We start from the raw sequence: 21,613 nt of genomic DNA on the forward strand, positions 1-21,613 counted from the left end.
CCTTTAAATGCACCATTAAAATATTAAGTGCAAAAAAAAAGGTTGAATTACTTTTTAAACTTTCAAAATAAAAAGATACTCATAATAATATGTTTTGTAATAATTGAACAATATTAAATAAAAAAACCGACAAAACATAAAAAAAGTACGTTTAAACGCTACTTTTTAAGGATAAAGTGTTTTTTTAATAAAATATTGGGGTTTCAACGATTTTAACTTAATTCTGAAATCAAGTCTTCGATCTTAGAAATCAATTGGATTTTTATCGCTGTATTCTTAAGAGTAATTTTATTGTACTTTGAAACGAAAATGGTTGAAAACCCTAATTTTTCAGCTTCTAAAATACGTTGTTCCACGCGTTGTACTGGGCGAATTTCACCAGAAAGTCCAACTTCGGCAGCAAAACAAAAGTCTTTTGGTAAAGCTACATCTTCATTTGACGATAAAATAGACGCCACTACAGCTAGATCTATGGCGGGATCATCTACATTAATACCTCCTGTGATATTTAAAAACACATCTTTAGCTCCTAGACGGAAACCTGCACGTTTTTCTAAAACCGCTAACAGCATATTTAATCGCTTAGCATTAAAACCAGTGGCGCTACGTTGGGGCGTACCATAAACTGCCGTACTAACCAATGCCTGTACCTCAATCATTAAAGGGCGCATGCCCTCTAAAGTGGCAGCAATGGAGTTACCTGAAAGCTCTTCGTCTTTCTTTGATATTAAAATTTCTGATGGATTGGAAACTTCTCTCAATCCAGAGCCTTGCATCTCATAAATACCCAGTTCATTCGTGGAACCAAATCGGTTTTTATGAGCACGCAGAATTCTAAAAACATGGTTACGGTCGCCTTCAAACTGCAAAACCGTATCTACCATGTGTTCTAAAATTTTAGGGCCCGCAATGTTACCATCTTTTGTAATATGTCCAATTAACAAAACGGGGGTTGCCGTTTCTTTGGCAAATTTAATAAGCTCGGTAGTGCATTCTTTTATTTGTGAAATGCTTCCTGAAGATGATTCAATATAATCGCTGTGAAGGGTTTGGATGGAATCGATTATTACAATATCCGGTTCCAAAGCTTCAATTTGTTTGAAAATATTTTGCGTTTTTGTTTCAGTAAGAATATAACAATTGTTGTTTGTTGGGTTGATGCGTTCTGCACGCATTTTTATTTGTTTCTGGCTTTCTTCACCTGAAACATATAAGGTTTTATAAGGTAATTTTAATGAAATTTGAAGTAGCAATGTACTCTTTCCTATACCTGGCTCACCCCCCAAAAGTGTTAAGGACCCTGGCACAATGCCACCTCCAAGCACTCGATTAAATTCACCATCAAAGGTGTCTAATCTGGCTTCGTTTGAAACATCTATGTCTTTAATTCGTAGTGGCACAGAAGCTTTTTTCACTGAAGCTGTAGGCGATTTCCAATCACTTTTTTCAGGTGTCTGAATTACTTCTTCAACAATAGTATTCCATTCTTTACAAGCATTACATTGACCTTGCCATTTGGCATATTGCGAACCGCAGTTCTGACAAAAAAAAGTGGTTTTTACTTTAGCCATTAATCATTTTGTAATTTGATGTTTCTATTTAAGAACACCGTTTTTCTTATTCTTTTGGAATTTCACTCCTAATATCCAAAATCCGTTTTTATGGCTTCGGCTTTTTGAAACATCAAATCTTTGGTAAGACCAGCTATTTCTTCTAATGTAAATGCCGACTCATAGGTTCTCATTGCCTTTTTAGGTTCGCCATTTTCTTCATAAAACCGTGCTAAATAATAATTTCCTAAAAGTGTTTTAGGGTATTCATCACGCCCTATTTTACCTAAAGCTTCATAATATTCATACCTTTGCGTTTTCTCAATAGCTGCCGAAATAGCTTTAAAATCGTTGACCAATATTTGTTTTTTTATACCAAATAACTCATAAATGGTTTTATATTTTTCTTGAAGATATTCTACAGGAGAACCTTCTAATTTTAATATAACATTATTGTACTCATCTTTACTTATAGGCTGAAAAACTTTAAATATCCCTTCTATAGCATTTGGAATGGCATGTGTAGGCACCGAATAATGTGAAGGCTTTTCAAAATTATTAAAATTGTAAAAAAGGTTTTTATTATCTAAAGCTGAAATATCAGTATTTAAGGCATCTGTCATTTTCTTAACAGACCCTGTATCATTATTTGTGTTTGCCAAATAGTAAAAAGTTTTAGACGTTTTTTTACTTAAAACATCTGGAATATAGGTAAGCATTTTTGGTGCTAATTCTGGACTTATAACAATATAGCCTGTAAATACAGGGTCTGGTTTTAACAAATAATAATTGATGAAATTTGCGGTTTCACCATGCCCTACAGCTATTCTAAAATTAGATGCTCTATATTTTTTTTCTAAATGCGGAATTAGCTCCATACCAATAAACTCAAAAAATTTTGCACCCTTATCCATAGGCAGTGAGTTTTGCTCAGAATATACACAATCGTCATAGCGTTTTCCATATTGATTGATTCCTACAACAATTGCTGCAGGCATATCTTCCCAATAAGTATAATAATCTACGTTTCCGGCAACCGCTTCAAATAAATAATCACCATCTAAAACAATTAATAATGGGTAAGTTATTTTATCACTTGCACTATAACCTCTTGGAAGTTGAATTTTTAATTCGCGGGTTTCACCCAGTTTAACTGATTCTAAAGTTTCATACTTTACTTGAGCATCAAAACTATTTATTGAGAAAAGAACGAATAAAACAGAAAATAGGTGTTTCATTTTTAAAAAAAGATTTGAGATTTTAATGCAAGGTATGAAATTAGTTAAAATTATAGAATGTTGATTTTAATTTAATTCAGATGGTTTCCATTTAAGGATCCAATTAAGGCTCTTCAGCAAATACTTTCATACTTGAAAGCCCCGGCTTCAATAGCGGCAGTGGTTAAGAAAATGTTAGTAGGGTTTGCTAAGCATTTTTGCTTTTTGGTTATGTAGGACAGCATTATTAAGAAAGAAAACACATCTAAAAGCTTACAAAAACCGATGAAACGCACCAATTTGAATATACTTTGTTCGACATTCCTTCGAGGATTGTTCGAGAATCCTTCGTAAAATAAGGCTTTTTACGAAGGATTCTCGAAGGAATCTCGAACAAGTCTCGAAGGAGACTGTATTTTGCAGATCGATGAACGGTAAATTTGGGGGAAAAAAGAATGTGTTTTTTGTAAATGTGCTGTGCAATGTGTGGGAATTATTCAGCCCAAAAATTGGTACTAAAAAAGAAGAAAAGCGATACGATATGAAAGTTTTTTATAAATACTTTCCCTTTTACTTAACCATTTTAAATTTACTATTATAAATTGGCAAATATATTAATGATAAACCGCCTAAAATAATAATCATAAGTGTTTGGGACGCCCACATAATCCAACCAAAAGCAATACTGGGTTCTTGGGCAATACCAAATATTGAAAAAGCAGCATAAACCGCTAAAGGATAGGAGCCAATACCACCATTTGTAGCTGCAATACTAAAGCTTGCAGAAATAAACCCTATTAAAATAGCTCCTGTGGAAATGCCTTCTAAATCTTCAATAGCAAGCGATGTTACATAAAACATAAGCACATACATGGCCCAAATAAATAAGGTATGAAAAATAAACGCCCATTTCTTTTTCATTTTGAAAACACTTAAGGCACCTTCAATCAATCCGTTTACAAAGCTTTTAATTTTTACTGCGAATTTAGATTTACTTTTCTTTATAAATCTAAAAAAAATGATACTTGATAAGGCTAAAATCAGTAACGCCAACATGATTTTTATTGGATTGAATTTTTCGGCAAAAAAACTATAAATAAAATCAAACTGAAGAAATAGTGTTATTAAAATAATACCGAACATAACAATGAGGTCGGCAATACGTTCGGCTACAATGGTTCCGAATCCTTTTTCAAAAGGCACATCTTCGTAATTTGTGAGTATGGATGCTCTGGCAACTTCTCCTGCTCGTGGTATGGTATAGTTTATTAAATAAGTGGCAAAAACTGCCATAACACTATTAGGAAATTTTATATTATAACCCATTGGTTCTAATTGAAAACGCCAACGGTAAGCTCTAGACAAATGGCTTAACAACCCTAAAAGTGCACCTAAAAATATCCACCAGTAATCTGATTTTTGTAAATAAACCCAAATATCTTCAACAGAAACTTTAGATAGCGAATACCAGACTAAAAAAACTCCCAGTAATAATGGGAGTATAATTTTTAGTGCTTTTTTTATATGTTGGTTCAAACGGTTATTTTAACAAGTTTGTAGCTTCATCAGGAAACACCAATGACGGTTTAAAAACTTTAGCCTCTTCAATATCCATAAAAGCATAAGTGATAAGAATAAGTGTATCGCCCACCGCAACTTTTCTGGCAGCGGCACCATTCAGTGTTATTTCACCAGTATTTCTGGGTCCTGGAATACAATATGTTTCCAAACGTTCACCGTTATCATTGTTTACAATTTGAACTTTTTCTCCTTGAATGATATTGGCAGCCTCCATTAAATCTTCATCAATAGTGATACTACCAATGTAGTTAAGTTCTGCACCGGTACATTTAACTCTGTGGATTTTAGATTTTACTACTTGTATTTGCATGTGGCAAAGATAATTAATTTAAAGCGATATTATCTATTAGTCTAATATCATCTGCATATACGGCTATAAAGGCTCGATACGCTTTTTTATTTGATTTACGTTTTACTGTTTTTAAGGTTGATGCATCAGCAATAATAAAGTATTCTAACTTTAATAAACTATGGCTTTCAAACTGTTTTTCAACCCATTGCGATACTTTATTAGCACTTTTTGTGCCAAAAAGTGTTTTGGCAGTTTCCAATGTTTTATAAATAAAAGGTGCCGCTTCTTTATACGCTGGTTTTAACCTGGTATTGCGCGAACTCATGGCCAACCCAGATGGCTCTCTATATATAGGACATGGCACAATAGTGACAGGAATATGGTGTTTTTCTACCAATTTTTTTATAATAGCCAATTGCTGAAAATCTTTTTCGCCAAAATAGGCCTTGTCAGGTTTTATAATATCAAATAATCGCTTTACAATGGTACCAACACCATCAAAATGTCCTATTCTAAATTTACCTTCCATTTCAAACTCTAAGCCATCAAAATCAAAAGTTTCAGAAACTGTATTTCCTGCGTAAACATCTTCAACAGTTGGTGCATAAACTAAAATAGCATCTTCGCTTACAGAACGCAGCAATGCAACATCTTGCTCTAAAGTTCTTGGGTATTTTACTAAATCTTCTTTGTTGTCAAATTGTGTTGGATTCACAAAAATACTAACAACAACTTTGTCATTATTTTTCAAGGCTTTCTTCACCAAAGCAAGGTGTCCTTTATGCAATGCACCCATGGTTGGAACCAATCCTAAAGTTTGCTTTTTCTCTTTAAAAGCATCAATGGCCTTTACCATTTGTTGTTTTTCTGTGTAAACCTTCACTTTTTAATATAAAATTAACGGGTGCAAACTTAAGATTTTACAACCAATCTGCATAAATTTTTGTACTTTTGCGTGTTTTTTATTTCGATTTTCCGAAAGAAACACATGTATACAGCAGGTATTTTCAATTTTTTACATAAGAATTGACACCTATTTTGCTATATAAAACATACAAAAAGCTATAAATACGAACACATGAACCTTCCATAACGAGATTTTAATACTTTGAAAAATGATTATATGGAAGCAACTTGTGACCAATAAAGAACAAATAAAATAAACACATGAAAGATAAGAGGATATTATATGTATCATCTGAAGTAGTGCCCTATTTACCAGAAACCGAAATTTCTTCAATGTCATTTGAGGCACCAAGATTGGTAAATCAACAAGGTGGTCAAATAAGGATTTTTATGCCTAGATACGGCAATATAAACGAACGAAGACACCAATTACACGAAGTTATCAGACTTTCTGGAATAAATTTAGTGATAAACGATTTAGATATGCCACTTATTATTAAGGTAGCATCTATTCCAAAAGAACGCATTCAAGTTTATTTTATTGATAACGATGAATACTTTAAAAGGAAAGCAACATTAACGGATGAAGATGGCAATCTATTTGCCGATAACGATGAGCGTGCTATTTTTTTTGCAAAAGGGGTTATTGAAACGGTTAAAAAATTAAATTGGTCGCCCGATATTATTCATGTTCATGGTTGGCTAGCTTCTTTGCTACCTATTTATCTTAAAGAATACTATAAAGACGAGCCGTTATTTAACGAAAGTAAAATAGTAACATCTGTATACAATCAAAGTTTTGATAATACGTTAAATAAAGATATGTTTAATAAAGTTAAATTTGACAATCTTGATGAAGGAGCTATTCAAGTACTTGAAGAACCATCGTATGTAAACTTAATGAAAATTGCTATAGACTATTCAGATGCTTTAATAGTAGGATCGGAATCTATTCCAAAAGAATTAGAAACCTATTTGGAAGCATCAAACAAACCCGTTTTAGAATATAAAAGTAAAGATGAATTTGGTGAAGCTTACAAAACATTTTTTAACACTAGCGTTTTAAGCTAAATCTATTACATTCATTTCAATATATATATGAAGAAGACCATTAAAGCCCTTAAATTTCCCGTTGTTTTTTTATTAGTTTTATCATCTTTCATTGCTTGCGATAAAGATTTTTCGGTTGTTGAAAGTGATGTACTTGGGGAACAAAATTTGAATTTTAAAACCGATACGCTTAGCTTTCAAATTGCGGCGTACAACAAAAAACTAGAAGCCTTGCAGATTAACGGTTTGTCTTCAAACCTATTGGGCGTTTATAACGACCCAGCTTATGGGCAAACTATAGCAAGTATTATAACGCAATTAACACCTACCACATACAGTCCAGATTTTGGAGATAATACTGTAATCGATTCTGTTGTAATGAGCATCCCTTACTTCAGTAGAAGTACAGGTACAGATGCTAATGGCAATACTACTTACACAATTTCAGATTCTCTATATGGGAAAAAATCAGACGGAACCATCAAGCCTTTTAATTTAACCATTTATCAAAATAATTATTTCTTAAGAAGTTTTGACCCAAATGCTGGTTTAGATGAAACTCAAAAATATTACTCTAAAGCAGATGGCAGTATTAATACTACCGATAATTTTGCTTCAAATGGTAGCTCGGTTATAAATTTTGACAACAATAAAGGAGCTGCCATATATACAAACGCTTCATTTATTCCTAGTAGCAACCCCATTAAAACTAGTGTAGGCGAAGGTACAGAAAAAGTCACAACCTCATCTGCCCCCGCCTTTAGAACAAAATTGGATGCCGCTTTTTGGAAAGCCGCCATTATAGATAAAGAAGGTGATGCTGTTTTAAGCAATGACGATAATTTTAAAAACTATTTTAGAGGCTTATACTTTAAAGCCGAAGCAGTTGCCGGTGATGGCAGTATGGTTTTATTAAACTTAGCATCTACAAATGCTAACATTACCATTCATTATTCAAAAGATTCCACTGTAGAAGGCGAAAGAACACAATCCACCTATGTGTTAAATTTTACCGGCAATATTTTAAACACCTTTATAAATAACTACAGTTCTGTAACATTGCAAGACGGCGATAAAACTTTAGGTGATGAAAAACTTTACTTAAAAGGCGCCGAAGGCTCCATGGCTGTGGTTGATTTATTTAGTGGCATGGTAGATTATACCGACAAGAATGGGGTTACCACATCTATTCCTGCATTAGAGGCCTTTAAAAAAACCTATAGAACACTGCTTGAAAATGGCGATTACAAAAAAGACGATAACGACAACTATATATTAAAACGTTTTATAAACGACGCCCAGTTAATTGTTTATGAAGATGTTGATCTTGATACAGATGGCAATTCAGACTTACATAAATACGACAGAATTTATGCATACGATCTAGAAAACAATACGCAACTTATAGATTACAACTACGACCCTACAGTAGCAAATACAACAACACCCTATTTCTCAACGTATTTTCATTTAGGCCTACGTTCCACTAATGCAGGTATTTCAAAATATAAAATTCATTTAACCGAGCATTTGAATAATATTTTACTTAGTGACTCAACAAACACAAAAATAGGTTTGGTTTTATCTAGTAATGTCAACAAACTTAATAGTGCTAAAATTATGAATAGCAGTACCTCAGATGAAGTTACTTCCGTTCCAGCAGTATCTATTATAACCCCAAGAGGTACTATTTTGTATGGAACTAATTCAAGTGTGCCGGCCAATAGAAAAATGAAACTAAAGGTATTTTTTACTGAACCGAAATAATTTAATATCAAAAAATTCACATCACAAAGTCATTTCTTAAGAATGAAAAGTGAATTTTGTCGTATAAAACAAGAACTTTATATGATATTTTTCATTGAATAGTATTTTATTATACATATTTGTTTCAATTAAAAACCAAAAACTAAATTTAAGATTATGTGTGGAATTGTAGGATACATTGGAACCCGGGAAGCTTATCCAATTATAATTGAAGGACTTAAACGATTAGAATACAGAGGTTATGATAGTGCTGGTATTGCAATTTTTGATGGCACAGACCTTAAGGTTTCAAAAACAAAAGGTAAAGTTTCAGACTTAGAAGAACGTGCTGAAAAAGAAATAACAAAACACGGTAATATTGGAATTGGCCACACCAGATGGGCAACCCATGGTGTTCCAAATGATGTTAACTCCCACCCACATCTTTCAAATTCTGGCGATTTGGTTATTATTCATAATGGTATTATTGAAAATTATGAATCTCTAAAACAAGAATTAATTTCTAGAGGATACACTTTCAAATCAGATACGGATACAGAAGTTTTAATAAATTTAATTGAAGACGTAAAGATTCAAGAAAACGTCAAATTAGGTCAAGCGGTTCAAATTGCACTAAATCAGGTTATTGGAGCTTACGCCATTGCTGTTTTTGATAAAACAAAACCAGAAGAAATTGTTATTGCCCGATTAGGAAGCCCTCTAGCTGTTGGTGTTGGTGAAAACGAGTTTTTTATAGCCAGTGATGCTTCTCCCTTTTTAGAATACACAAAAAATGCCATTTATTTGGAAGATGAAGAAATGGCAATAATTAGGTTCCATAAAGGTATAAAAGTAAGAAAAATTAAAGATGATTCTATAGTACCAGCCTATGTTCAAGAGCTTCAAATGAACTTAGAGCAAATTGAAAAAGGCGGTTACGATCATTTTATGCTAAAAGAAATTCACGAACAGCCAAAAGCCATTACTGATACCTACAGAGGCCGATTATTAAGAAACGAAGCTATTATAAAAATGGCTGGAGTTGAAGATAATATGAAAAAATTCCTCAATGCCAACCGCATTATTATAGTGGCCTGTGGTACTTCATGGCATGCTGGTTTAGTAGCAGAATACATCTTTGAGGAATTGGCAAGAATACCTGTTGAAGTTGAATATGCATCGGAGTTTAGATACAGAAACCCAATTATTGGTGAGAATGATGTTGTAATTGCTATTTCACAATCTGGTGAAACTGCCGATACTTTAGCGGCTATAAAATTAGCCAAATCTAAAGGTGCGTTTGTTTTCGGCGTTTGTAATGTAGTAGGTTCATCAATTGCAAGAGAAACCCATGCGGGTGCATACACCCACGCTGGTCCTGAAATTGGAGTCGCTTCAACTAAAGCTTTTACAACTCAAATTACCGTTTTAACCCTAATAGCATTACGCTTAGCAAGAGCTAAAGGCACTATTAGCAGTTCAGGCTTCAGGCAACATTTATTGGAATTGGAATTAATTCCTAAAAAAGTAGAAGAAGCTTTAGAATCGGATGCGCATATCAAAATGATTGCAGATGTTTATAAAAATTCTCGCAATTGTTTGTATTTAGGAAGAGGTTTTAATTTCCCGGTAGCATTAGAAGGCGCTTTAAAATTAAAAGAGATTTCTTATATACACGCTGAAGGTTACCCAGCTGCCGAAATGAAACATGGCCCTATTGCTTTAATTGACGAAAACATGCCAATTATTGTAATAGCTACCAAAAAAGGTCATTACGAAAAAGTAGTAAGTAACATTCAAGAAATTAAATCGAGAAAAGGAAAAATTATAGGAATTGTAACTAAAGGCGACACCCAAGTTAGGGAACTAGCGGATCACATTATTGAAGTACCGGATACTTTAGAATCGTTGTCTCCATTATTAACTACCATTCCACTTCAATTACTATCATACCATATAGCAGTATTGTTAGATAAGAATGTAGATCAACCACGTAACTTAGCAAAATCTGTTACTGTAGAATAATCTTTAATTCAAAATTTATATTCCTTACAAAGAATAGTCCTGTTTTAGACATCAAACAGGACTATTCTTTGTTTATACCCCTATTTTTTACCAAAAAACCAATTTTAGGCGCTGTTTTTTGTTAAATTTTACTATGCGTGCATAATTTTTTGTACTTTTATTCTTAAATAAAATATAATATATTTATATTGCTTATCTCAAACTAAAACTAATTAAAACTAAATGAAAACAATTCTCCCCTTCTTTCTGTTGTTTATTTGCGGCATAGCATACTCGCAGACAACAATTTCAGGTTCAGTTGTAGATGATAATAACCAGCCCATTCCTGGTGCAAATATTATTATTACTGGAACCTCAACAGGTACCGTTACAGATTTTGACGGTAATTTCGCTTTAACCTATAGTCAAAAACCACCTTTTAATGTAAAGGCTAGTAGTGTAGGTTTTGAAACAATGACCATTCAGGTTACTTCCAATAATCAAAAATTAAATTTCATCCTTAAAGAAGGAACGTCTTTAGATGAAGTAGTTATTTCTGCTTCAAGAACACCCGAACGCATTTTTGAATCGCCTGTAACCGTAGAACGTTTAGGAATTAAAGAAATTAAAAATACAGCTTCTGCCGATTTTTATGATGGTTTAGAAAACTTAAAAGGTGTGGATGTTAACACCAATAGTTTAACCTTTAAATCTGTTAACACGCGTGGTTTTGCAACATTTGCCAACAATCGTTTTATGCAATTGGTAGATGGTATGGACAACTCCTCACCTGCCTTAAACTTCCCAATTGGTAATTTGGTGGGGATGACAGAAACAGATGTTTTAAGTGTTGAGCTTTTGCCGGGCGCATCATCTGCTCTTTATGGGGCCAATGCTTTTAACGGTATATTATTCATGCGTAGTAAAAACCCTTTCGATCATCAAGGTATAAGTGCATCTTTCAAAAGAGGATTAACATCTCAAAAAGCCGCAGGCGATAATCCATATACCGATGTAAGCTTTCGTGCAGCACATAAATTCAGCAATAAATTTGCTGGAAAAGTGAACTTTGGTTATTTAAAAGGAACCGATTGGGCTGCAAACAGTAAAGAAGACAAAAATATGGTTGGTGGTACGAGAGCGAACAATGTAAACTACAACGGTCTAAACGTATATGGTGATATTGTTTCCACTAATATAAGAGCTGCTTCTGGCGGACTTGGTATTGTACCCAATGTGTCTGTTAGTAGAACAGGTTATGACGAAAGTGACTTAACCGATTACAACGCTGAGAGTGTTAAAGCAGATTGGGGTTTATATTACAGACCTTTTGAAAACGACTTTGAAATATCGTATGTAGGTAAAGTAGGTACGGGTTCAACCATTTATCAAGGAACCAATAGGTATTACATAAATGACTTTTTTCAAGAACAACACAAATTTGAAATAAAAAATAATAATTTCTTTTTAAGAGGCTATGTTGTAGGTGATAATGCTGGAGACTCTTACGATATGGTTGCTACAGCAATTCAAATCAATAGAACTTGGAAAAGTGATGCCCAATGGTTTGGAGACTATATTAACACTTATGTTGGAGCTGCTTTTGGAGGGGCTACAGAAGAACAAGCCCATGCAGCTGCCAGATTAGCAGCAGAAAATGGCCGTTTTGAACCGGGTTCTCCTGAATTTATAGCAGCATTTAATAAAAGTATTAGCGACCCAGATATATTAACAGGGTCTAAATTTCAAGATGCATCAAAATACTATCATGCCGATGGTAATTACAATTTTAGTCATTTAACGGATGTAGCCGACATTCAAATTGGTGGCTCATACAGAAAATACAGTTTAAACTCTTCAGGAACCATTTATACCGATAAAGATGGTCCAATAGATTATTCAGAATTTGGAATATATACACAAATCCAGAAAAACTTAGAATTAAATGATGACCTAGAATTAAAGCTTACAGGCTCTATCAGATATGACAAATCAGAATTTTTTGATGGCTTCTTTTCACCAAGAATTTCAGCAGGTTTAACTGTAAATCGAAATCATAATATTAGAGCGTCCGTGCAAACAGGATTTAGAAATCCAACAACGCAAGACTTATTCATTGGTCTAGATACAGGCGCCTATGTTTTAGCAGGTTCTGCACCAGATAACTTAGATCGATATTCAAGAACCTATAACATTAGTGCCTCTGGTCAGCTATTAGGGCAACCTGCAACTGTAGTACAAACAGGTCGCGCTGGTTATACTAATTCTTATTCGGCAGCCTCTGCTTTAGCAGCTGCAGCCACTGGAAACGCAGCTCTTTTAGAAATCGCAAATCCAAGCATTGTAAAACCAGAGCAAGTAAGTTCTGCTGAAATTGGTTATAGAGGTAAATTTAACAGCTTAATTATTGATTTTAGTACCTATTACAATAAGTACAAAGATTTTATTTCACAGGGCCGTGTTATATCTCCACTATATGGCGATGTAGTTAGCGACAGTTCTACAGCTTTTGAAGCAATAAAAAATGGAGATTATCAAATTTATGGTACTTATACAAATGCTCAAGCCGATGTTAAATCTTATGGTGCTTCATTAGGATTGTCTACAAAGGTATTGGGTAATTTTGATTTAAGCGGCAGCTATACCTATGCGAAACTAGACTTTGATCAAGCAAAATACCCAAGTTTTGTAACCAACTTTAATACGCCAGAACATAAATTTAAAGCGTCATTTGGCAATACCGAGTTGTTTAAAAACTTCGGATTTAATGTGTCATACAGATTTAGTGATGATTACTTTTGGGAAGCTACATTTGGAGATGGTGCCATACCAGAATTCCATGTTGTTGATGCCCAAATTAACTTAACAGTACCTAGTGTGAAGTCTATTTTCAAAGTAGGAGCTACAAACCTTACAGGAAAAGAATATTACACCGCCTACGGAACAGGATATATAGGTTCTATGTATTATGTATCATGGACAATTAACAACTTATAAAATGAAAACTAAGCTAATAATGAAAACAAAATATATATTGCTGTCACTTATCCTGTTAGGATTTACAGCGTGCAATGACATTGAGGATGTAGATAGAATGGATCCTGTAGCAGATTTGCCTGAGCTAACTTCTGGAAGTGTAGATTTTTCTAGCTATGTTGCAGTAGGTGCTTCTTTCTCTGCAGGATTTACTGATAGTGCCTTATTTAAAGCTTCACAAGAAAATTCATTTCCAAACATATTATCCAAACAATTTGCAAAAGTTGGCGGTGGCGCCTTTACACAGCCTTTAATGAATGATAATTATGGAGGCATTGCATTAGGCGGTGTTCAACTTCCTGGCGCAACTTTAGCGCCAAGATTGGTTTTCGGTGGTGCAGGACCCGTACCTCTATCTTCCATTATAGGTCCAGTTGTTTCAACTACAGATTTAGCAGTAAACAACTTAAAAGGTCCTTTCAATAATATGGGGGTACCAGGTGCTAAAAGTTATCATTTACTGTTTAATGGCTATGGAAACATTGCAAACTTAGCAACCAAAACAGCCAATCCATATTTTATAAGAATGGCATCAAGTTCAACGGCTACCGTATTAGGTGATGCCATGACGAAAAACCCAACATTCTTTACATTATCAGAAATTGGAGGGAACGATGTATTAGGATATGCCTTATCTGGTGGCGATGATACAGACCCTATTACGCCAAGTGCAGGAGCCGTTGGTGTAGGCTTTGATGCCACTTTTGGTTACTTGGTGACTACCTTAACTTCAGGAGGGGCAAAAGGAGTGGTAACAAATGTTCCGTATATAACCGATTTACCACATTTTACTACCGTTCCGTTCAAACCTTTAAGTCCTACCAACCCTAGTTTTGGTCCATTAATACCTACACTAAATGGTGTTTTTGGGCAACTAAATCAAGTTTATGCTTATTTACAATCGCAAAACGCAATTAATAATGCGGCAGCTCGCTCTATTGTTTTTTCAAGTACTGCAGCAAGTGCCGTAGTTATACATGATGAAAATCTAGCCAATATATCTACTCAAATTGAAGGCGTGTTAAATGCGAGTCCAACATTTCCTGCTTTTGTTCAAAGTTTTGGATTACCAGTTCAAGCGGCACCTATAGTAGCAAAATTATTAGGAACACTATATGGTCAAACAAGACAAGCTACAGCATCCGATTTACTTGTATTACCAAGCAGTTATATAATTGGTACTGTAAATACAGCAACATATACTTATTTGATAGGCCAAGGATTATCGCCTGCTCTAGCAGGGCAATTTTCGGTAGAAGGCATTACAAATCCATTGGCTGATAAATGGGTGTTACTACCAAGCGAACAATTGGCTATAAAAAACGCTACCGATGCTTACAACACAACCATTTCTTCAATAGCAACCTCCAATCCTAACGTAGCGTTGGTAGATTTAAATGCTATTCTTAGTAACGCAAAAACAAATGGAATTCCTTTTGATAATTTTATTTTAAAAACAAATTTAGCAACAGGTGGTGCTATTGGATTAGACGGTATTCACCTTACCGCTAGGGGCTATGCTTATATGGCAAATAAATTTTTAGAAGCCATTGATGCGAAATTTGGCTCCAATTTTGTAGCCTCCGGAAATGTAGCAAAAGCAGGAGATTATCCAACAAATTACTCCCCAACGCTAAACTAAATTTGAAAACGCTATAAAACACCTTGAATTTCAAGGTGTTTTTTTATTATAAAAAAGCTTTAAAAACAACTTTCATTTTAAATTAAAAAAATTATCTTTGCACGCGGAAACTAAAAGTGTTTTCATTCAATTAAAACGCATAATATTAAACACATAAGTAATGGCTAAAGTTACAGGTAAGGTTGCACAAATAGTAGGTCCGGTTATCGATGTTGAATTCGGTGCTGGTTCTGAACTTCCAAAAATTTACGATTCATTAGAAATTAAAAGACCAGATGGCTCTTTATTAGTACTAGAAGTACAATCTCACATTGGTGAAGATACAGTACGTACTATTGCTATGGACTCATCAGACGGTTTAAGCAGAGGTACTGAGGTTGTTGCTACTGGAGCGCCTATACAAATGCCAATTGGTGATGCTGTTTACGGACGTTTATTTAATGTAATTGGTGATGCAATTGATGGTCTTGGAGATTTACCTAAAGCTGGAGAAGCTGGGTTACCAATTCACCGTCAAGCTCCTAAATTTGAAGATTTATCAACTTCTACCGAAGTTTTATTTACAGGTATTAAAGTAATCGACTTAATTGAGCCTTACGCAAAAGGTGGTAAAATTGGTTTATTTGGTGGTGCTGGTGTAGGTAAAACGGTATTGATCCAAGAGTTGATTAACAATATAGCAAAAGGTCACGGTGGTTTATCAGTATTTGCTGGTGTAGGTGAAAGAACTCGTGAAGGAAATGACCTTTTAAGAGAGATGTTAGAGTCTGGAATTATCCGTTATGGTGATGATTTCATGCATTCTATGGAAGATGGCGGATGGGATTTATCGAAAGTTGATAAATCTAAAATGAAAGAATCTAAAGCAACTTTCGTATTCGGACAAATGAACGAGCCACCTGGAGCACGTGCACGTGTTGCCTTATCTGGTTTAACTATTGCTGAATATTTCCGTGATGGTGCTGGTGAAGGACAAGGAAAAGATGTACTTTTCTTCGTAGATAACATTTTCCGTTTTACACAAGCTGGTTCTGAGGTATCTGCACTTTTAGGTCGTATGCCATCTGCGGTAGGTTACCAACCAACTTTAGCAACAGAGATGGGTGCGATGCAAGAGCGTATTACTTCAACAAAAAGAGGTTCTATTACATCGGTACAAGCGGTTTACGTACCTGCGGATGATTTAACGGATCCTGCGCCTGCTACAACGTTTGCCCACTTAGATGCTACTACGGTATTATCTCGTAAAATTGCTGAGCTTGGTATTTACCCTGCGGTAGACCCGTTAGATTCTACTTCTAGAATTTTAACTGCTGATATTTTAGGTAAAGATCATTATGATTGTGCGCAACGCGTAAAAGAGTTGTTACAACGTTATAAAGAGTTACAAGATATTATTGCCATCCTTGGTATGGAAGAGCTTTCTGAAGACGATAAATTAGCTGTAGGACGTGCTAGACGTGTACAACGTTTCTTATCACAGCCTTTCCACGTAGCGGAGCAATTTACCGGTATCCCAGGTGTATTAGTTGATATTAAAGAAACTATCAAAGGATTTAACATGATTATGGATGGTGAATTAGACCACTTACCAGAAGCAGCGTTCAACCTTAAAGGTACCATTGAAGAAGCTATTGAAGCTGGAGATAAAATGTTAGCGGAAGCTTAATCAAGTTCAGAGTTCAGAGTTCAGAGTTCAGAATGAAACTCATAACTTATAACTCATAACTCATAACCAAAAGAGATATGTATTTAGAAATTGTATCACCAGAAGCTACTTTATTCGGTTCAGAAATAGAATCTGTTGTGCTTCCTGGCGTAAATGGTGAATTTCAAATTTTAAAAGACCACGCTTCTATTGTGTCGCTTTTAAAAGAAGGAACCATTAAAATTCATACACAAAACAACTTAGTTTTGGATGGCCTGCACCCAGAAATATTACCAAGTAAAGGTGATGCCAAAGTGTTGACTTTAAAAATCAATTCTGGAACTATTGAAATGAAAGACAATAAAGTAATTGTTTTAGTAGACTAAACTTTAACTTTATTTAAAATAAAAAAACGCGAAGCTTTTGCTTCGCGTTTTTTGTTAATATAACGTAAGGTTATAATCTAGTTTTTATCAATCCATTTGATTTTTCAGGGTCGAGCGCAGTCGAGACCTCATTGAAAATCGAACCCAAACTAATATACTTTTTTAATAACGTTAGTAACAATGCCCCAAATAACAAAATCATTTTCGTTGGTGATTTTTATAATGGGATAATTGGGGTTTTCTGGCTGCAACCAAACACCTTCTTTATCTACTTTTAGACGCTTTACGGTAAATTCGCCATCTAGAAAACAAACGGCTATTTTGTTGTTTGCAGGCTCTAAACTTCGGTCTATTACCAACAAATCACTATCATCTAGTCCTGCATCAATCATCGATTGTCCACTTACGCGTGCAAAAAACGTAGCCTCTTTGTTTTTTATAAGTTCTTTATCTAAAGACAAGCGTTGTTCCTTAAAATCTTCGGCTGGCGAAGGGAAACCTGCTGAAATACCTGCATCATAAAAAAGCGCTCCGAGACTGTCGGACTCCGCCGGCGTAAAAAATGTTAGGTTATTGGATTGATGTAGTATCATTTTATTTTGTGCTTTTTGTTTGCGTTAGGGATTACTCATCTATTTTATTTTTAAATCAATGAAATCGTGAATGCTGCGCATTTGAAGCGGAAAGCCCGACCTGGTTCCTGAACTTGTTTCAGGATAAAGGTATCTCCCAAATAGTAATTACTGATTCCGTTTTTAAATTTAGTTCTAATTTATGAAATTATTGCCTTTGTTGGATAAATCATTTCACTTTAATAATATCATTGATATTGGTAGTGTACCGTGGCGATAGGCGTTCTTGACGCATTTTCCAAGTGCGTTTTAAATCTTGGTTGGCTATTTTTACTTTATAATCGGCGTATTTTCGGTTCAACCCATCTATGGCTTGCATGAGTGGTTTGTGCTTTGGGTTTTCGTGTTCGAATAACTGTAATTGGTGGTTATGGGTTGGCACCAAGCCCATAACAATAACCCCTGCCCTTTTATATTTGATTCCTTTTTTGAAAATTTGTGTAACGGCCTGTACTGCTTGCTGACTGATGATTAAACTAGAGTCGGTAGGGTAAGACAAAGTTATTAATCTACTTGCCCGGTGTTGTTCTAAGTCCTTTTTATGCCTATCACTACTCAACATCACGTAAATAACATGGCAACTGAAACCTTGTTTACGCAACTTTTCAGCACAACTTGTGGCAAAGGTTGAAATGCGTTCTTTGATGTTTTCAATATCTGAAAACGTGTATTCAAAACTTCGCGTGGTAGCAATAGCTTGTTTGGTTTTAACTTCGTCTAGCTGCAAAGTGGGAATGCCTTCTAAATCTTTTTTAAGCTTCCATTCGGTAATCGAAAAATTTTTACGCACCCAATCATCAGGGAGCTGAACAAAATCGAATGCTGTATGGCAGTGTTTAGCTTTCAACCGTTTTGTTAAACCGCGTCCAATGCCCCAAACATCTTCAATCTTCATCCATTTTAAGGCTTTTAGGCGTTTTTCTTCTGAGTCGATTACATAAACCCCCTGGGTTTGGTTAGGAAATTTACGTGCTATTTTATTGGCTACCTTACTCAAAGCTTTTGTTGGCGCTATGCCTACGCAGGTTGGAATGCCTGTCCATTTTAAAATTCGGGTTCTTATTTGACTTCCGTAATCAATAAAATTATAGTTTTCAAAGCCTTTAAACTGAATAAAAGCTTCGTCTATGCTATATACCTCCACATCGGGTGTGAACTGTTCTAGAATGGCCATAACGCGACTGCTCATATCACCATACAGTGGATAGTTGGACGAGAATACCTGTATGTTGTTTTCTTTACAAAACCCTTCCCATTTAAAAATGGGTGCTCCCATAGGAAGTTTTAAAACTTTGGTTTCATCGCTTCGCGAGATCACACAGCCATCGTTATTGCTTAAAATAGCAATGGGCTTGTTGCACAAATTGGGGTTGAAGGCACGTTCGCAAGACGCATAAAAATTGTTACAATCTACTAAGGCGTACATGATAGTAAAGATACGATTTTTGCTTATCTGTTTGTTCTATTTACGAAGCTCTTTAAAAAGTGTTTAAAGTTTTATTTGTCAGGAGCTTGTCGAAACCGATAATGATTATTGGGAAGTTATAATATTTCAACAAGCTCAATATGACATACAACTACACTTTTTAGACAACCAATTTTTATTGAAACCAATATCCTTTAAGGCTTTTCAATAATAATGTTATCATTTTCTATTTTCTTATTCATTTGTAAGTTGAAATTAGAAAACGCCACCAAAAAATCTTGAATATTATTAAGCAGTTCTTCTTTGCTTGTAGTAGTTAAATTTGTTAAACTTTCCAATTTTAAAAGTTTGGTTTCTAAGGCCGTAATTCTTGATAAAATAGATGAACTATTTACCTCCAATGGAATGTCTTGTTTTAAGTTTAGCAATAATTCTTTAACTTCTTTGCTATTGTTGCGTAAAAAACCTAAATCACCTCTTTTTACTTCTTCAACAATTTTTTGTACTTGCCTATAAGCTTCCCAATGTATAATAGCTTGTTGTGCTCTGCTATCTAAAATATAATCGGTGTATCTAATTTTCGAAATGTCTTTTTGTTTAATTTCTAAACTATCTGTGTTCTTATTATTGGCTAGCTCACTTAAATCTTGTTTTTTTTTACAAGAAATTGAAATAACCAAAACACATAAAATACTTAAAAACTTCGTTTTCATAACTAAAAGGTATCATATAAAAAGCAAAGATATAAGATTCGTTTATTATTTTCTCAGATAGTTTGTAATCGTATTCGTGATATTTCGTTTTTAAAATACGATATTATCAATAAAAACTTATTATTTTTGATAAATCTTTATAATTACAACATTAAATGAAGTCTAAAATATTAATAATTGGTGCTTGTGGGCAAATAGGGTCTGAGTTAACATTCAAACTTAGGGAATTGTATGGTGCCGAAAATGTAATTGCAAGCGACATAAGTTACAGTAATTTAGATATTGTTAATTCGGGTATTTTCGAAATTGTTGATGCAAAAAACTACGCCAGCGTAAAAGTGTGTGTGGAAAAATATAAAATTGATACCGTTTATTTAATGGCTGCCATTTTGAGTGCCACTGGCGAAAAATACCCCATGAAAGCTTGGGATTTAAATATGGAATCCCTCTTCCACGTATTAAACTTAGCCCGAGCAAAATTTATAAAAAAAGTATTTTGGCCATCAAGTATTGCCGTTTTTGGCAGCACAACACCCAAAGAATATACACCACAATATACTATTATGGAGCCATCTACCGTTTATGGTATTACCAAACAAGTTGGCGAACGCTGGTGTGAATATTACCATAACAAATACGGTGTAGATGTGCGTAGTTTACGTTACCCAGGTATTATTAGTTGGAAAACACTGCCAGGTGGTGGCACTACCGATTATGCGGTAGAAATTTATCATAAAGCCATAACCGACGGTTTTTATGATTGCTTTTTAAAAGAAGACACCATGTTGCCCATGATGTTTATGGACGATGCCATAAAAGCGACGGTTGATATTATGGCTACCAAAAAAGATAATGTAAAAATACGTTCATCATACAATTTAGCAGCTATTAGTTTTACACCTAAAGAAGTTGCCGACTCTATAAAACAACACATGCCAGATTTTAAAATGACATACCATCCTGATTACAGACAAGAAATTGCCAATAGTTGGCCTAAAAGCATCAACGATTCCTATGCACGGCAAGATTGGAAATGGAAGCATCAATTCAACCTAAAAGACATCACCCAAGAAATGCTTTTTCAGCTTAATAAAAAATATAAGGCATCGATAAACGAATCCAAATAATTGTATCTTTGGTTTTTCCCTAAATCCTAATAGTATTATGTTCGATAATTTTTGGTTCAACGTTCAATATGGCATCAACCACGTACTTGATATAAAAGCCTACGACCACGTATTATTTCTAATTGTACTTACTGTTCCGTATTTATTCAAAGACTGGAAACGTGTGTTTTTATTAGTTACCATGTTCACCTTAGGGCACACGCTGTCTCTTATTTTAGCCGTCTATAACATCATTAGCGTAAAAGCAACCATGGTGGAATTTTTAATACCCATAACCATATTAGTTGTAGCGCTATTTAATGTATTCACTTCAGGTAAAGGTGCTCAAAAGGAAAAAGTAGGCGTCTTATTTCTATCAACCTTATTCTTCGGTTTAATACACGGTTTAGGTTTTGCGCGCGAATTTAAAATGTTACTAGGCGATACCGATAACAAAATAGTGCTGTTGTTGGAGTTTGCTTTAGGCATCGAATTAGCTCAAATAATCATTGTATTTGCCGTTTTACTCTTGGGGTACATCATGCAAACCATATTCAGGTTTAATAAACGCGATTGGATAATGGTTATTTCTGCCATTGTAGTAGGGTTAGTAATCCCAATGATAATCAATAGCGAATTTTTAGCATAGTTAAAATTTGGGCGTTCCCCTATCGGGTC

The 21,613-nt window shown here is 34.6% G+C and carries 17 protein-coding genes; 9 read left to right on the forward strand and 8 right to left on the reverse strand.

Translation table 11 applies throughout. From position 1 onward, the window contains the following. Positions 1 to 212: 212 nt before the first annotated feature. The 5 genes from radA to panC all read right to left on the reverse strand — a co-directional run bounded on the left by radA (position 213) and on the right by panC (position 5,523). On the reverse strand, positions 213 to 1,571 hold the full coding sequence (radA, locus tag J8H85_RS02730) for a DNA repair protein RadA (RefSeq protein ID WP_209652449.1): 1,359 nt from the start codon (positions 1,569 to 1,571) through the stop codon (positions 213 to 215). Positions 1,572 to 1,639: 68 nt separating this feature from the next. Continuing rightward, positions 1,640 to 2,788, reverse strand: a complete 1,149-nt coding sequence (locus tag J8H85_RS02735; RefSeq protein WP_209652452.1) for an alpha/beta hydrolase — start codon at positions 2,786 to 2,788, stop codon at positions 1,640 to 1,642. Positions 2,789 to 3,337: 549 nt separating this feature from the next. Next, positions 3,338 to 4,303, reverse strand: a complete 966-nt coding sequence (locus tag J8H85_RS02740) for a lysylphosphatidylglycerol synthase transmembrane domain-containing protein (protein ID WP_209652453.1) — start codon at positions 4,301 to 4,303, stop codon at positions 3,338 to 3,340. Between the two features lie 4 nt (positions 4,304 to 4,307). Beyond that, positions 4,308 to 4,658 (reverse strand): aspartate 1-decarboxylase, encoded by a 351-nt coding sequence (panD, locus tag J8H85_RS02745; protein ID WP_209652455.1) that lies wholly within the window; start codon positions 4,656 to 4,658, stop codon positions 4,308 to 4,310. A gap of 13 nt (positions 4,659 to 4,671) precedes the next feature. Beyond that, complete coding sequence (gene panC / locus J8H85_RS02750) at positions 4,672 to 5,523, reverse strand: pantoate--beta-alanine ligase (RefSeq protein ID WP_209652456.1); 852 nt, start codon at positions 5,521 to 5,523, stop codon at positions 4,672 to 4,674. A gap of 284 nt (positions 5,524 to 5,807) precedes the next feature. Here panC and J8H85_RS02755 point away from each other — a divergent pair, with 284 nt between their 5' ends. The 7 genes from J8H85_RS02755 (at position 5,808) to J8H85_RS02785 (ending at position 17,058) form a co-directional block, all read left to right on the forward strand. Next, positions 5,808 to 6,617 (forward strand): glycogen/starch synthase, encoded by an 810-nt coding sequence (locus tag J8H85_RS02755; RefSeq protein WP_209652458.1) that lies wholly within the window; start codon positions 5,808 to 5,810, stop codon positions 6,615 to 6,617. A gap of 27 nt (positions 6,618 to 6,644) precedes the next feature. Continuing rightward, complete coding sequence (locus tag J8H85_RS02760; RefSeq protein ID WP_209652460.1) at positions 6,645 to 8,363, forward strand: DUF4270 domain-containing protein; 1,719 nt, start codon at positions 6,645 to 6,647, stop codon at positions 8,361 to 8,363. A gap of 156 nt (positions 8,364 to 8,519) precedes the next feature. Beyond that, complete coding sequence (glmS, locus tag J8H85_RS02765) at positions 8,520 to 10,367, forward strand: glutamine--fructose-6-phosphate transaminase (isomerizing) (protein WP_209652462.1); 1,848 nt, start codon at positions 8,520 to 8,522, stop codon at positions 10,365 to 10,367. Between the two features lie 222 nt (positions 10,368 to 10,589). Next, positions 10,590 to 13,343 carry a TonB-dependent receptor gene (locus J8H85_RS02770; protein WP_209652464.1) on the forward strand — a complete coding sequence of 918 codons (2,754 nt, stop codon included), beginning with the start codon at positions 10,590 to 10,592 and terminating at the stop codon, positions 13,341 to 13,343. A gap of 1 nt (position 13,344) precedes the next feature. Continuing rightward, positions 13,345 to 15,024 (forward strand): SGNH/GDSL hydrolase family protein, encoded by a 1,680-nt coding sequence (locus J8H85_RS02775; RefSeq protein WP_245243712.1) that lies wholly within the window; start codon positions 13,345 to 13,347, stop codon positions 15,022 to 15,024. A 160-nt stretch (positions 15,025 to 15,184) separates the two neighbouring features. After that, positions 15,185 to 16,693 carry a F0F1 ATP synthase subunit beta gene (gene atpD, locus J8H85_RS02780; RefSeq protein ID WP_209652466.1) on the forward strand — a complete coding sequence of 503 codons (1,509 nt, stop codon included), beginning with the start codon at positions 15,185 to 15,187 and terminating at the stop codon, positions 16,691 to 16,693. A gap of 77 nt (positions 16,694 to 16,770) precedes the next feature. Further along, complete coding sequence (locus J8H85_RS02785; protein ID WP_209652468.1) at positions 16,771 to 17,058, forward strand: F0F1 ATP synthase subunit epsilon; 288 nt, start codon at positions 16,771 to 16,773, stop codon at positions 17,056 to 17,058. A 149-nt stretch (positions 17,059 to 17,207) separates the two neighbouring features. On the opposite strand, the gene J8H85_RS02790 is transcribed toward J8H85_RS02785, so the two are convergent. From J8H85_RS02790 to J8H85_RS02800, 3 genes are all read right to left on the reverse strand, one after another. Next, positions 17,208 to 17,651, reverse strand: a complete 444-nt coding sequence (locus J8H85_RS02790; RefSeq protein WP_209652469.1) for a LexA family protein — start codon at positions 17,649 to 17,651, stop codon at positions 17,208 to 17,210. Between the two features lie 208 nt (positions 17,652 to 17,859). Then, entirely contained in the window at positions 17,860 to 19,116 is a 1,257-nt protein-coding gene (locus J8H85_RS02795; protein ID WP_209652470.1) for a Y-family DNA polymerase, read from the reverse strand. 194 nt (positions 19,117 to 19,310) lie between these two features. Then, positions 19,311 to 19,829: a hypothetical protein gene (locus tag J8H85_RS02800; RefSeq protein ID WP_209652471.1), complete on the reverse strand. Its 519-nt coding sequence runs from the start codon at positions 19,827 to 19,829 to the stop codon at positions 19,311 to 19,313. 155 nt (positions 19,830 to 19,984) lie between these two features. On the opposite strand from J8H85_RS02800, the gene J8H85_RS02805 reads away from it, so the two are divergent. Continuing rightward, positions 19,985 to 20,956, forward strand: coding sequence for an NAD-dependent epimerase/dehydratase family protein (locus J8H85_RS02805; RefSeq protein WP_209652472.1), 972 nt, complete (start codon positions 19,985 to 19,987; stop codon positions 20,954 to 20,956). Between the two features lie 37 nt (positions 20,957 to 20,993). Continuing rightward, positions 20,994 to 21,584 (forward strand): HupE/UreJ family protein, encoded by a 591-nt coding sequence (locus J8H85_RS02810; RefSeq protein WP_209652473.1) that lies wholly within the window; start codon positions 20,994 to 20,996, stop codon positions 21,582 to 21,584. Positions 21,585 to 21,613 lie beyond the last annotated feature (29 nt).

The organism is Mariniflexile gromovii, from assembly GCF_017814435.1.
GTDB lineage: Bacteria > Bacteroidota > Bacteroidia > Flavobacteriales > Flavobacteriaceae > Mariniflexile > Mariniflexile gromovii.

Bases quoted from the DNA above. Each gene is read 5' to 3' on its own strand.
- J8H85_RS02770 (WP_209652464.1), top strand. From the start codon at position 10,590: ATGAAAACAATTCTCCCCTTCTTTCTGTTGTTTATTTGCGGCATAGCA.
- J8H85_RS02775 (WP_245243712.1), top strand. From the start codon at position 13,345: ATGAAAACTAAGCTAATAATGAAAACAAAATATATATTGCTGTCACTT.
- J8H85_RS02795 (WP_209652470.1), bottom strand. From the start codon at position 19,116: ATGTACGCCTTAGTAGATTGTAACAATTTTTATGCGTCTTGCGAACGT.
- glmS (WP_209652462.1), top strand. From the start codon at position 8,520: ATGTGTGGAATTGTAGGATACATTGGAACCCGGGAAGCTTATCCAATT.
- J8H85_RS02800 (WP_209652471.1), bottom strand. From the start codon at position 19,829: ATGAAAACGAAGTTTTTAAGTATTTTATGTGTTTTGGTTATTTCAATT.
- J8H85_RS02805 (WP_209652472.1), top strand. From the start codon at position 19,985: ATGAAGTCTAAAATATTAATAATTGGTGCTTGTGGGCAAATAGGGTCT.
- J8H85_RS02790 (WP_209652469.1), bottom strand. From the start codon at position 17,651: ATGATACTACATCAATCCAATAACCTAACATTTTTTACGCCGGCGGAG.
- panD (WP_209652455.1), bottom strand. From the start codon at position 4,658: ATGCAAATACAAGTAGTAAAATCTAAAATCCACAGAGTTAAATGTACC.
- J8H85_RS02735 (WP_209652452.1), bottom strand. From the start codon at position 2,788: ATGAAACACCTATTTTCTGTTTTATTCGTTCTTTTCTCAATAAATAGT.
- J8H85_RS02785 (WP_209652468.1), top strand. From the start codon at position 16,771: ATGTATTTAGAAATTGTATCACCAGAAGCTACTTTATTCGGTTCAGAA.
- radA (WP_209652449.1), bottom strand. From the start codon at position 1,571: ATGGCTAAAGTAAAAACCACTTTTTTTTGTCAGAACTGCGGTTCGCAA.
- J8H85_RS02755 (WP_209652458.1), top strand. From the start codon at position 5,808: ATGAAAGATAAGAGGATATTATATGTATCATCTGAAGTAGTGCCCTAT.
- J8H85_RS02760 (WP_209652460.1), top strand. From the start codon at position 6,645: ATGAAGAAGACCATTAAAGCCCTTAAATTTCCCGTTGTTTTTTTATTA.
- atpD (WP_209652466.1), top strand. From the start codon at position 15,185: ATGGCTAAAGTTACAGGTAAGGTTGCACAAATAGTAGGTCCGGTTATC.
- J8H85_RS02810 (WP_209652473.1), top strand. From the start codon at position 20,994: ATGTTCGATAATTTTTGGTTCAACGTTCAATATGGCATCAACCACGTA.